Source organism: Pseudomonas sp. WS 5532, assembly GCF_012985445.1.
Taxonomy (GTDB): domain Bacteria; phylum Pseudomonadota; class Gammaproteobacteria; order Pseudomonadales; family Pseudomonadaceae; genus Aquipseudomonas; species Aquipseudomonas edaphica.
The window spans coordinates 13,902-28,192 of sequence record NZ_JAAQWK010000012.1 but is presented as its reverse complement, the minus strand read 5'-3'; the positions used below and the strand labels follow the sequence as shown (position 1 = coordinate 28,192).

The window sequence follows — 14,291 nt, the reverse complement described above, 5'->3', positions numbered from 1 at the left end:
TGAACACATTCAAATGTGGGAGCTGGCTTGCCTGCGATGAGGTCACAACAGGCGCCGAAGATCAGCGCTCGTGCAACGCCTCGGCCCGCGCCTTGATGATCGGCTTGAGCAGGTAGCTGAGGATACTTTTCTTGCCGGTAATGATATCCACCGAAGCCACCATGCCAGGAATGATCAGCAACGGCTTCTCGTCGGTGCCCAAGTGGCTGCGATCAGTGCGCAGGGTGATCATGTAGTAGGTGGTTTTCTTGTCTTCATCGGTGATGGTGTCGGCACCGATGCGTTCAAGCTTGGCCTTGAGGCCGCCATAGATGGTGTAGTCATAGGCGGTGAATTTGACGATCGCTTCTTGCCCAGGGTGCAGGAAGGCGATGTCTTGCGGGCGGATCTTGGCTTCCACCAGCAGGGTGTCATTGAGCGGCACGATTTCGACCATGTCGCTGCCCGGCTGGATCACGCCGCCCACGGTGTTGACCAACAGCTGCTTGACGATGCCGCGCACCGGCGAGGTGACCAAGGTACGGCTGACGCGGTCTTCGAGGGCACGGCCGGTGGACTCGGCCTTGTTCAGCTCGGTGCGGGCTTCATTGAGTTGGGTCAGGGCTTCGCTGCGGAATTTGCCACGGGTTTCGTCGATCTTGCGCTGCACTTCCTTGATCGCCGACTCGGCGCGAGGGATCGCCAGGGTGGTGGCGTCCAACTGACCGCGGGTTTCCATCTCGGCGCGCTTGAGGCGCAATACTTCCACCGGCGATACCGCGCCCTGGGCCACCAACGGCTCGGACATGTTGATTTCCTGGCGTTGCAGGGACAACTGGCTGCGGTACTGGCCTTGCTTGGAGCTGAATTCGCGCAGTTCCTGCTGGCGCTGCACCAGTTGCTCCTGCAAACCACCGACTTCGTCTTTTAATTGCTGACGGCGGCTTTCATACAGCGAGCGCTCGTTGGCGGCTTGGCTGGGCGCGGCCTTGAGCACGTCATCCGGGATGTTCAGCGGGCGGTCATCCACCTGCGCACTCAGGCGCTCGACGCGCAGTTGCATGGCCAGGCGCAAGGCTTCGGTTTCGCCGGCATTGGAGACAAACCGGGTGTCGTCGAGGCGAATCAACGGCGCACCGGCTTCGACGATCTGGCCTTCCTTCACATACAGCTCGGAGACGATGCCACCTTCCAGGTTCTGGATTTTCTGCAGCTTGGACGACGGAATCGCCTTGCCGTCGCCACGGGTGACTTCGTCGATGCTGGAAAAACCCGCCCAGGTCACCAGGAATATGAAGAACGCGATGATGGCCCAGATGGTCAGGCGGATCACCCTCGGCGCATCTTCGATCAGCGCTTTGTTGACTTCAGGCAGGGGCTGGCCCTGCAGCGAGTCGGTGCCTTTGAAGTAGCGGCCGACCGCGCTTTTGATGGAGTTAAGCAACACTGATCTGCCCCTTTTTCAACGCTTCCATAACCACGGCTTTCGGGCCGTCTGCGAGGATCTGCCCACGGTCGACCACCAACAGGCGGTCCACCAGCGAGAGCAGTGAGGCACGGTGCGTCACCAGCACCACGGTCTTGCTTTGCACCACAGCTTGCAGGCGTTGTTTCAAGCGTTCTTCACCGGTGTTGTCCATGGCGCTGGTGGGTTCGTCCAGCAGCAGGATGGGCGGGTTGAGCAGCAGCGCGCGTGCCAGGGCGACGTTCTGGCGCTGGCCGCCGGACAGGTTCTGCCCACGCTCGCCCACTTGCAGTTCATAACCTTGTGGATGCAGGCGGGCGAATTCGTGCACGCCGGCCAGCTCTGCGGCTTGCAAGACCATTTCGTCTTCTACATAGCGCGCACCGGAAACCAGGTTGTCGCGCAGGGTGCCGGCCAGCAATTGAATGTCTTGGGCGACGTAGCCGATGTTGTGGCGCAACTCGCTCACGTCGATCTGGCGCACGTCCACGCCGTCCACCAGCAAGGCGCCGGAGTCGGGCTGGTACAGGCCGACAATCAGCTTGGCCAGGGAGCTTTTGCCCGAGCCACTGCGGCCGATGATGCCGATTTTCTCGCCTGGCTTGATCACCAGGTTGATATTTCTCAGCGCGGCGTTCTGCTGGTTCGGATACGTGAAGTTCAGGCCACGGCACTCAATGGCACCTTGCAGGGTGCGGCGGCTCATGGGCCGCTCTTCGAAATTGCGCTCCTGGGGCAGTTCCATCATCTGGTCCACCGAGGTCATGGTGACCTTGGCTTGCTGGTAACGGGTCAGCAGGCCCGACAGCGAGGCCAGCGGGCTCAGGGCGCGGCCACTGAGCATGTAGCAGGCAATCAGGCCGCCCATGCTGAGGTTGCCGTCGATGATCTGGTAAACGCCGAACACGATCATGATCACGCCGGCCAGTTGCTGTATGAGCAAGGTCATGTTCATCGACAGGCCCGACAGCAACTTCACGCGCAGCTCGAGGCGGCTGAGGGTGCCGATGGTCTGTTCCCAGCCGTACTGGCGCTCGCTCTCGGCGTTGTTGACCTTGACCGCATCGAGCCCGGCGAGGGTTTCGATCAGGCTGGACTGGCGCTCGGCGGCCAGGGCCATGGTCCGTTCCATGGTCGCCACCAGCGGTTTTTGCAGGGCATAGCCGATGCCCAGGGCCAGCGGGAAGGCCAATACCGGGATCCACACCAGGTGCCCGCCCAGGATGGCGATCACCAGGAAAATCAGCAGGGTAAACGGCAGGTCGATCAGGCTGGTGAGGGTCAAGGATGCGAGGAAATCACGCAGGCTCTGAAACTCATGGATGTTCTGCGCGAAGCTGCCAACCCGTGCCGGGCGGTACTTCATGGACATGCCAACAATGCGCTCGAACAGCGTGGCCGAGATGATCAGGTCGGTTTTTTTACCCGCCAGGTCCAGGCACAAACTGCGCAGGCTTTTGAGAACCAAGTCGAACAGGTAGGCGCCGCAGATACCCACGGCCAGCACCCAGAGGGTCGCGGTGGCCTGGTTTGGCACGACACGGTCGTACACGTTCATCACAAACAGCGGCGCGGCCATGGCGATGATGTTGATCAGGAAGCTCGCGGCGATGGCGTCGGTGTAGAGCCAGCGCGAACGTTTGAGCGTGTCGCGAAACCACGAACGCGCCCGAGGGATCAGGGTGCCGTGGTTGACGTCGAATTTGTGCTGAGGCTGGGCGAAGAAGACTTTGCCGATGTAGTCATTGGCCAGCAGCTCACGCTTGATCAGTACTTCACCGCCGTCGCTTTCGCTGAGCAGGATGCGTGCTTCGTCTTCACCTTGCCAACCCACCAGCACGGTACTGCGGCCGTCCTTGAGCAACAGCAGCGCTGGCAGTGCAATCGTCGGGATCTGCTCCAGCTTGCGCTGCAACACCCGGCCTTGCAGCCCGGCACGCGCGGCTGCACGCGGCAGCAACTCGGCACTCAGTCGCTGCGACGGCAGCGGCAAACCGGTGGTGAGCATGGCCGCGCTGGCAGGTTTTTGATGCAGGGCACAGAGCGCCAACAACCCGTCCAGTAACGGGTCGTCGTGGAGCGTGCGTGGATCATGACTGAGATGAACTCGACTGACTTCGGATTCCACGCGGCGCACTCTCGACTAACAGATGGGGCTATTGGGGTGGCTCAATTCATCCCAGGCAGTTGAACTTTAGGTTTCACGTCGTTCTGTACGACGGACGCCATCGGTGCGACCACTCCCTGGCTTTTGAGCAATTCACCCATGGTCGCCTTGATTCGATACTGAGTAAATAACTGAATGTTCTTGATCTCTTCCAGACGACGGGAAGCGGTGAACAATTCGTTCTCGCTGTCGAGCAAGTCGAGCAGGGTTCGTTGGCCGAGGCTGAACTGCTGCTGGTACGAAGTACGCACGCGGGTGCTGTGGTCGACGTATTGCTGGGCAACCGGCAACTGCGCATTGGCGTTGTTCAAGGCGTTCCAGGCCAGGCCCAGTTCTTCATTGAGTTGGCGCAAGGCGTTGTTACGGATATCCAGGGCTTGGCTGGTCTGGTACGACTTGGACTGCAAGTCGGCCTTGTTGCTGCCACCGGCGAACAGGTTGAAGCGCATGCGCACCATGGCTTCCCAGCCGTTGTTATGGCTGGCGTCGCCGGCTACGTTGTTATCGGCGTTGGTGCCAAGCTCGGCATCAAAGCGTGGGTAGAAGGTCGACTTGGCAGCTTCGTACTGGCTCTCGGCGGCGGAGATATCCGACTCGGCCGAGCGCAGGATCGGGCTGTTATCGAGCATCTGGCGACGGGCTTCATTCAGGTCCGCCGGCAGCATGGCCATAAATGGCGCTGGGCGCTCAAGCTGGTCGGGCATCTGGCCGACGGCGCTGAGGTAGTTGACCTGGGAGTCGGCCAGGTTGGTCTGCTCGGTGATCAGGTTGTTGCGAGCCTGGGCCAGACGCGCTTCGGCCTGGTCCTGGTCGGCACCGTTGCCGACACCGCGCTGGGTGCGCAATTTGATCTGGTCGTAGATGCGTTCGTGGTTGCGCAGGTTCTCTTCGGCCAGGCGCACGAATTCGCGGCGGGTCAACACGTCCAGGTAGACCTGGGCCACGGTCAAACCGGTGCGCTCGGAGGTGCCGAGCAAGGAATAAGCACGGGAGTTGACGTTGGCTTGTTGACGCCCAACTTCGCTGGACGTGGCGAAACCGTCAAAAATCATCTGTTGCAGGCGCAGGCTGGACTCGCCGCGGTTGAGCGTGTCCCAGTGGTTGCCGTTTGGGCCGTTGGCGGCGCGGGTGGTGGAGTTATCGGTGCCTTCGCGACCGTAACCGGCGTTCAGGTCAACGCGCGGCAAGTAACCACCTTGAGCGGCGCGCAATTGGTAATCGGCGGCGATACGGCTGTTCACGCCGGCCTGGATTTCCGGGTGCACATCCAGCGCCTGCTGCATGGCCTGGGGCAATGTTTGGGCTTGTACGAAACCGGCGGCGAGTACGAACGGTATTGCCTTGAACAGGTTCAAACGCATTTAAAAATTCCCCAGGACTTCTTGTCTCAAATCACAGCGATTGATACCGCTGCGTCGGATAATGGCTACCGTAATGACCGTACGTCGGAAAGTTCAAAAAGCGGAACTGCTTCACACATGTAGGACGGTTCGCCGCATAAATATCAATGTGACATTACGGGGCCAATTGTTTAGGATGGCGACCATAAGGTCAATACTTTGGCATAAACTAGATAACGAATAAATCTAGCCAATTATTTGACGTCAGTAACTACTTATACTACACCCCTCCTGTTTGGCCCTCCCCCCCGCGAGCGGTCACATGGAATTCATCAGTAACGGATCGCCGGAGAAATCTTTAATGAGCAGTGTAGTTGCCATCGTCAAAAGCATTGTTGGTCAAGTTTTCGTTATTTCTCCGGAAGGGACGCGTCGTGTTTTAGTAGAAGGTGACCGTCTGTTCGCAGGCGACCAGATCGACACCGGCATGTCCGGCGCTGTGAGCCTTGAGTTGGCCGACGGCCGCACCCTGGACCTGGGCCGTGAAACCCAGTGGAGCGCCGACCTGCCGGACTCCAGCCTCGACCTGGCCGCTGCCGCCGAAAACGCCGCGCCGTCGGTTGCTGAACTGCAGCAAGCCATCGTTGCGGGCGCCGACCCGACCACCGACCTGGATGCTACCGCCGCCGGCGCGACGGCTGCCGGTAATGGTGCTGCGGGCGGGGGCCACAGCTTTGTTGTACTGGACGCGACGGCCGGCCGTGTCGACCCGACGATCGGGTTCCCGACCGGCCCACTGGGCCAGGGCGCCGCAACAACGACCCAACTCACGGGCGCCCAGGGCGCCGGTGGCAATGGCAACCTGGTCTTGCAGACGTCGACCCTGACGCTGAGCGCAACGCCGACCATCACTGAAGCTGGTGGTGTGCTGACCTACACCGCCACCGTCACGCAGCCGCCGATCAATGACCTGAGCATCACCCTGTCCAACGGTGCCGTGATCACCATCACCGCCGGCCAACTGACCGGCACCGTTAACGTGCCGCTGGCACCGAATGACAGCCCGTACATCGACCCAAGCCAGATCAACGTGAACGTCACCGGCACCACCGGCGGCAACAACCTGGTGCTGACGATTGACCCGAACCCGGCCGTTACGCAGATTACCGACACCATCGACACCACCACCGTCACGTTGACGGCGGGCAATACCGTGACTGAAGGCGGTCAGATTACCTATACCGCCACCCTGACCAACCCGGCGCAAACCCCGGTGACTGTCACCTTGAGCAATGGCTCGGTGATCACGATCAAGGCTGGGGAGTCGGTTGGCACTGTTGTTGTCGATACTCCGGCGAACGACGTTTACAACAATGGCTCGACTGTCAGCACTACTATTACCGGTGCGACCGGCGGCAACTTCGAAAACCTGGTACCGAGCACTACGCCTGCGGTTACTACGATCACTGATTCGATCGACACCACCACCGTCACGCTGACGGCGGGTAACACCGTGACCGAAGGCGGTCAGATCACTTACACCGCTACCCTGACCAATCCGGCGCAGACGCCGGTGACTGTCACCTTGAGCAATGGCTCGGTGATTACCATCAAGGCTGGGGAGTCGGTTGGCACCGTCGTCGTGGACACTCCGGCGAACGACGTCTACAACAATGGCTCGACTGTCAGCACTACTATTACCGGTGCGACCGGCGGCAACTTTGAAAATCTGGTGCCGAGCACTACGCCTGCGGTTACTACGATTACTGATTCGATCGATACCACCACCGTCACACTGACGGCGGGCAGTACCGTGACTGAAGGCGGCCAGATTACCTACACCGCCACCTTGACCAACCCGGCGCAGACGCCGGTGACTGTCACCTTGAGCAATGGCTCGGTGATTACGATCAAGGCTGGGGAGTCGGTTGGCACCGTCGTCGTGGATACCCCGGCGAACGACGTTTACAACAACGGTTCGACCGTCAGCACCACCATCACCGGGGCAACCGGCGGCAACTTTGAAAACCTGGTACCGAGCACTACGCCTGCGGTCACCACGATCACCGATTCGATCGACACCACCACTGTTTCGCTGACGGCTACCAATACCGTTACCGAAGGTGGGCAGATTACCTACACCGCCACCCTGACCAACCCGGCGCAAACCCCGGTAACTGTCACCTTGAGCGATGGCTCGGTGATCACTATCAAAGCTGGCGAATCTGTCGGCAGTGTGGTGGTCGACACTCCACCGAACGACGTTTACGTGAATGGCAGTACGGTGAGCACCACCATTACTGGCGCGACCGGCGGCAACTTTGAAAACCTGGTGCCGAACACTACGCCTGCGGTCACCACGATTACCGACTCGATTGACACCACGACGGTCACCTTGACGGCTCCGTCCGAGGCGAACGAAGGTGGTCAGATTACGTACACCGCTACGCTTTCCAATAAAGCGGGCACTGATGTAACGCTGAAGTTGGATAACGGCTCTTCCATCACCATCAAGGCTGGCGATACCGTTGGCTCCGTGACTGTTGCGGCGCCTGGCGATGACGTGTTCATCGACAAGAGCACTCAGACGGTCAAGATCACCGACACTGCTGGTGGCAACTTCGAAAAACTGGAAGTCGCAGGCGACGGCGCAACCACCACCATTAACGACACCATCGACAAAGTCGATGTCGTTCTGACCGCCACCACCACCGTTGGTGAAGGCGGCAACATCGTTTACACCGCGTCGCTGGTCGACAAGTCGGGTAATGCGGTGACCAACATCACCAACCCACTGACTGTGACTTTGGATAACGGCCAAACCATTACCATCGGTGTGAACCAATCGAACGGCAGCGTGACCGTTGTAGCTCCAGATGACGTGTACAAGGGCGACCAGACTGTCACTACCGCTATTACTAACGTGACCGGCGGCGCGCACTTCGAGAATCTGGTGCCAGGCACTACGCCTGTTAGCACCACCGTCACCGATACTCCGGGTACTGATAACACCACTACCGTCACGTTGACCGCGCCAAGCGCAGTCAATGAAGGTGGTCAGATTACGTACACCGCGACCTTGAGCAACAAGGCCGGTACTGACGTAACCCTGAAGTTGGATAACGGCTCGACTATCACCATCAAAGCTGGCGATACCGTCGGCTCCGTGACTGTTGCAGCGCCTAGCGATGACGTGTTCATCGACAAGAGCACTCAGACCGTCAAGATCACCGACACCACTGGCGGTAACTTCGAAAAACTGGAAGTGGCTGGTGATGGTGCAACTACGACCATTAACGACACTATCGACAAAGTGGATGTGGTGCTGACCGCAACGACCACAGTGGGCGAAGGCGGCAACATCGTTTACACCGCGTCGCTGGTCGATAAGTCGGGCAATGCGGTGACCAACATCACCAGCCCGCTGACCGTGACCCTGGATAACGGCCAGACCATCACCATCGGCGTTAATCAGTCCAGCGGCAACGTGACCGTTGTAGCTCCAGATGACGTGTACAAGGGCGACCAGACCGTCACTACCGCTATTACTAACGTGACTGGCGGTGAGCACTTCGAAAACCTGGTGCCAGGTACTACGCCTGTCAGCACCACTGTCACCGATACTCCGGGTACTGATAACACCACTACCGTCACGTTGACCGCGCCAAGCGCAGTCAATGAAGGTGGTCAGATTACGTACACCGCGACCTTGAGCAACAAGGCCGGTACTGACGTAACCCTGAAGTTGGATAACGGCTCGACTATCACCATCAAAGCTGGTGACACCGTCGGCACCGTAACCGTCCCTGCGCCTAGCGATGACGTGTTCATCGACAAGAGCACCCAAACCGTCAAGATCACCGACACCGCTGGCGGTAACTTCGAAAAACTGGAAGTGGCTGGTGATGGCGCAACCACCACCATCAACGACACCATCGACAAAGTGGATGTGGTTCTGACCGCCACCACCACCGTCGGTGAAGGCGGCAATATCGTCTACACCGCCAGCCTTGTGGATAAAAACGGCGCGGCAGTGACCAACATCACCAACCCGCTGACCGTGACTTTGGACAATGGCCAGACCATTACCATCGGTGTGAATCAGTCGAATGGCAGCGTCACCGTTGTAGCACCAAACGACGTGTACAAAGGCGACCAGACCGTTACCACCGCCATCACCAACGTGACCGGCGGCGCGCACTTCGAGAATCTGGTGCCAGGCACAACGCCTGTTAACACCACAGTGACTGACACACCTGGCACTGCGGACACCACAACCGTCACGCTGACCGCTCCAAGTGCCGTCAACGAAGGTGGCCAGATCACTTACACCGCCACCTTGAGCAACAAGGCCGGTACTGACGTAACCCTGAAGTTGGATAACGGCTCGACCATCACCATCAAAGCTGGTGACACCGTCGGCACCGTAACCGTCCCTGCGCCTAGCGATGACGTGTTCATCGATAAGAGCACCCAGACCGTCAAGATCACCGACACCGCTGGCGGCAACTTCGAGAAACTGGAAGTTGCAGGTAACGGCGCAACCACGACGATCAACGACACCATCGACAAGGTTGATGTAGTCCTCACCGCCACCACCACGGTTGGCGAAGGCGGCAACATCATCTACACCGCCAGCCTTGTGGATAAAAACGGCGCGCTGGTGACCAACATCACCAGCCCGCTGACCGTGACCCTGGACAACGGCAAAACCATCACCATCGGTGTGAACCAGTCCAGCGGCACCGTCACCGTCGTAGCACCCAACGACGTGTACAAAGGCGACCAGACCGTTACCACCGCCATCACCAACGTGACCGGCGGCGCGCACTTCGAGAATCTGGTGCCAGGCACTACGCCTGTTAACACCACAGTGACGGATACCCCAGGCACCACCGATCTCACCAGCGTCACGCTGACCGCACCAAGTGCCGTCAACGAAGGCGGCACCATCACCTACACCGCCACCTTGAGCAACAAGGCTGGCACCGACATGGTAGTCACGCTGGATAACGGTTCGAGCATCACCATCAAGCAAGGTGCGACCGTAGGCTCTGTGACCGTTGCCGCGCCTGGCGATGACGTGTTCATCGACAAGAGCACCCAAACCGTCAAGATCACCGGCACTACCGGCGGTAACTTCGAAGGCGTGACCATCACTCCGGGCGGCGCGACCACCACCATCAACGACACCATCGATGATGTGACCGTGGTACTCAAAGCCACCGGCTCGGTCGCTGAAGGCGGTCAGATTACCTACACCGCATCGCTGGTCGACAAGAACGGCGCGGCAGTGACCAACGTCGGTTCCGACTTGGTGGTAAGGCTGGATAACGGCTCGACCATCACCATCGGCAACGGCAAGTCCAGCAGCACCACCACGGCTGTTGCGCCTAACGACGCGTATGTCGGCGCCAACGATGTGAACAACAAGATTACCGGCGTAGTCAGCGGCGGCGACAAGTACGAACACCTGATCGTCGACGGCAGCACCGTCACCACCAAAGTGACGGATGTGGTCAACAACACCACCATCAGCATCACCGGCGACGCCTCGGTGACTGAAGGCGGCACTGCGCATTACACGCTGACCCTGAGCAACCCGGCGCAAACCGATGTGACCGTGACGCTCAAGTACAGCGGCACCGCCACCGATGGTTCGGACTTCAACGGCGTATACACCGTGAAGATCCCGGCGGGCGCCAGCAGCGTGCCGTTTAACATCGCCACGATCGACGACAGGATCACCGAGCCGACCGAACAGATTGTCATCACTATCGACAAGACCACCGGCGGCAACTTCGAGAACCTGGTGGTCGGCAACGGCAGCGTCAGCACCAATATCATCGATAACGATGCGCCGCCGGTCATCGACCTGGACGCCAACAACTCCAGCGGCGCGACCGGTGCCGACTACAGAACCACCTTCACCGAAGGCACCGCCGGGCCGGGTGTGTCGATTGCCGACACCGATATCAAGATCACCGATCCGGACAGCACGATGCTGACCGGTGCGACGGTCACCCTGACCAACGCACAGGCCGGTGATGCACTGAACCTGGGCAACAGCGTCAACGGCATCATCGTCAGCACCAACAACCAGACGGGCACCATCACCCTGACGTTGTCGGGCAGCGCGACGCTGGCTGATTACATGCAGCGTATCCAGAACATCACGTTCACCAACAACAGTCACGACCCAAGCACCACGCCGCGGACCATCACCGTGACCGTGACCGATGGCGGCAACTATTCCAACGTTGCCACCACCACCGTTAACGTGGTGGCAGTCAACGATCCGCCAGTCGCCACCGGCAGCGCCGTGACCGGCACCGAAGACACGCCGCTGGCGCTGACCTGGGCCAACTTCGGCGTGACCGATGTGGATTCGCCACAAGCCAGCCTGGGCGTGAAAATCACCGACCTGCCGGTGGCCGGCAAGCTGCAATACCTGGCAGCGGATGGCACCACCTGGACCAACGTGACTGCCAACCAGACCTTCACCAAGGCCCAGATCGACGGCGGCCAGTTGCGCTTTATGCCTAACGCCAACGAATCCGGCGCCGACGGTTATGGGGGCACCGGTGTTGGCAACAAGCAGGCTGATTATGCGCAGTTCAAGTTCCAGCCTACCGACGGCAAGGACCTGGGCAACAGCGCCACGGTGAAAGTCGATATCACACCCGTGGCCGATGCACCTACGCTGAACGTGGCCGATAACAATGTCGCCTCGACCGGTCTGATCAAACAGGGCTGGAACAGCATTGCCGGCCTCGGCACCAACGGGAACGGCGCGGCACCAGACGTACTGAAAAACGCCATCGACAACGCAGGTACGCCGAACAACACCAGTGTCGTCACCAATGTCGAGTCAGTCGACAATGTCAACGCCGGCTCTGGCTCCAAGATCTCCGGCCTGATGTACATGGAAGCTGGCAAGAGCTACACCTTCAGCGGCGTCGCCGATGACAGTGTGGTGGTCAACGTTGGCGGTAAAGACATTGCCAGCGGGCTATGGGCGACCAACAGCGGCAAATTCAGCGGCTCGTTTACGCCAACGGTCAGCGGTTACTACAGCCTCGAGATCTACCAAGCCAACCAAGCGGGGCCTGGCAGCTTTGACGTCAATCTGTCGATCAACGGCGGGGCGATTCAGAACTTGAGCACCAGCACCGTGCCGCTGTACACCGGCCTCACTGATTTGACCAACGCCGGTGTGACCGTGTCCGACCTGCATGGCAGCAACGGTGACGGTTATTACGTGGGCTACAAGCTTAACGAAGCCCAGGAAAACGGCACTGTGAAGCTGTCCAAGGTAACCACCGCGCTGACTGATACCGACGGTTCGGAAACCCTGAGCGTGAAGATCAGCGGCGTACCGGCAGGCTCGGTCCTCACCGACGCGTCCGGGCACACCTTCACTGCGACCAAAGGCGTGGGCGAAGTGAACGTCACGGGCTGGGACCTGAACACCCTGTCCATCAAGCCACCGACCTATTACAGCGGCCAGTTCAACCTGACCGTGACGTCGACCTCCACCGAAAGCCTCGGCGGTTCGGCGTCTACCACGGCGCAATTGCCAGTCACCGTGTACCCGGCAACCTACAACTCGGTGACGGGTACTTCGGGCAGCGACAACATTGTCGGCACTGACGGCAATGACATCGTCGTGGCCGATATCGGCGGCCTGAACGTGGTGCAAGGCAAGAACTACAACATCGCGTTCATGGTGGACAGTTCCGGCAGTATGAGCACCGCTTCGGTCAACGCGGCCAAAGCTTCGCTGACGTCGGTGTTCAACTCGCTCAAAGACAGCCTCGGCGCGAACACCTCGGGCACCGTGAACATCTTCCTGGCGGACTTCGATACCCAGGTGAACAAGTCGATCGCGATCAACCTTAACGATCCAAATGCACTGACGTTGCTCAAGTCTGTGCTGGATTCGATGGTGTCGGGTGGCGGTACCAACTATGAAGACGTGTTCAAGGCCACTGCGAACTTCTTCCAGAGTAACCTGGCAACCAGTAACACAAGTGCCACGAACCTGACGTACTTCATCACCGATGGTCAGCCAACCTACTACCAAAGCGGCGAGCAGACGAACCCGGTGGTGGTTGATTTCTATAGCAGCAACACCACCGATGGTCGCTTGGACGATTACATCAACACCAACAACTATGTGCTGGGCAACACCTTCAACATCAACGTCAATGGCACTAACCTGCAGTTGATCGACAGTCGTGGCCAGGTCCACCAGTGGGTGCAATACCGCGGTGGCAGTTGGTACGACAACGGCGTTATCGGCACCGTGCATGCCCAGGGCGACGGGACGTTTGAAGTCTCGTACCTCAACGGCAGCGGCAGCAGCACCGACTCGTCAACCACCAGCAATGCCAACAGCGGTTTTGCACTGCTCAAAGGCTTGTCGGCGGTTGAAGCCATCGGTATCAACGGCGACGTCAGCCTCAACGACCTCAAGCCTTACGACACCGATGGCAAGCCGCAAAGCAACATCGATCCGAAGGACCTGGCCAACGCGATCCTCGGCCACACCGAAGCCACGCTGCCAGGCGCCGACACCATCAGCGGTGGCGACGGCAACGACATCCTCTTCGGCGACCTGGTGAGCTTCAGCGGGATTACCGGTGAGGGCTACAACGCACTGCAGGCCTTTGTGGCACAGAAAACCGGTGTGGCCGTCTCCGCGGTAACCACCTCGAACGTGCACCAGTACGTCACCGAGCACTACGCGGACTTCGACGTCTCCGGCGCCAAGGACGGCAACGACACGCTGTTGGGCGGCGCAGGTGATGACATCCTGTTCGGCCAGGGCGGCAACGACCTGCTGGACGGCGGCAAAGGCAATGACATCCTGTTGGGTGGCACCGGTAACGACACCCTGATCGGTGGGCCGGGCAACGACATCCTGATCGGCGGCTCGGGTGCCGACACCTTCGTCTGGAAGGCGGGCGACTTCGGCAACGACGTGATCAAGGACTTCAAGGCCTCGGAAGGTGACCGGATCGATCTCAAGGATCTGTTGAAAGGTGAGACGGACAGCACCATCGACAACTACCTCAAGATCACCACGGTAGAAGGTGTGTCGACCCTGCAAATCAGCAGTGAAGGCAAGCTCAACGCCGCCGGCGGCCTGGCCAATGCCGATGTGACCATCAAGCTGGAAGGCAACGATTGGTCGCACACCAGCATCAACTCGCTGATCACAGGCGCCGACCCGACCATCAAGATCGACCACACCTCCTAAGCTGTGATTTATCGGCCGCCCGCAAGGGCGGTCGATTTGCTTGGGCGATACGTCGCTGGCCCTGGCGGCCGGTTG

4 protein-coding genes are annotated in these 14,291 nt (G+C 59.6%); 1 reads left to right on the top strand and 3 read right to left on the bottom strand.

The window, feature by feature from the left end; translation table 11 throughout:
- Positions 1 to 61: 61 nt before the first annotated feature.
- Genes HBO23_RS20155 through HBO23_RS20145 form a run of 3 tightly spaced genes read right to left on the bottom strand, consistent with a single transcriptional unit; the run spans position 62 to position 4,972 of the window.
- The gene (locus tag HBO23_RS20155; protein ID WP_017136619.1) at positions 62 to 1,426 is read right to left on the bottom strand and encodes an HlyD family type I secretion periplasmic adaptor subunit; all 1,365 of its coding nucleotides are present in this window, start codon (positions 1,424 to 1,426) and stop codon (positions 62 to 64) included.
- The gene (locus HBO23_RS20150; protein WP_026013663.1) at positions 1,416 to 3,572 is read right to left on the bottom strand and encodes a type I secretion system permease/ATPase; all 2,157 of its coding nucleotides are present in this window, start codon (positions 3,570 to 3,572) and stop codon (positions 1,416 to 1,418) included. Before HBO23_RS20150 ends, HBO23_RS20155 begins: the two co-directional genes overlap by 11 nt.
- Before the next feature lie 41 nt (positions 3,573 to 3,613).
- Entirely contained in the window at positions 3,614 to 4,972 is a 1,359-nt protein-coding gene (locus HBO23_RS20145; protein WP_017136621.1) for a TolC family outer membrane protein, read from the bottom strand.
- A 340-nt stretch (positions 4,973 to 5,312) separates the two neighbouring features.
- Between HBO23_RS20145 and HBO23_RS20140 the strand changes: the two genes are divergently transcribed.
- Positions 5,313 to 14,216: a retention module-containing protein gene (locus HBO23_RS20140; RefSeq protein ID WP_170039344.1), complete on the top strand. Its 8,904-nt coding sequence runs from the start codon at positions 5,313 to 5,315 to the stop codon at positions 14,214 to 14,216.
- The last annotated feature ends 75 nt before the right edge of the window (positions 14,217 to 14,291 follow it).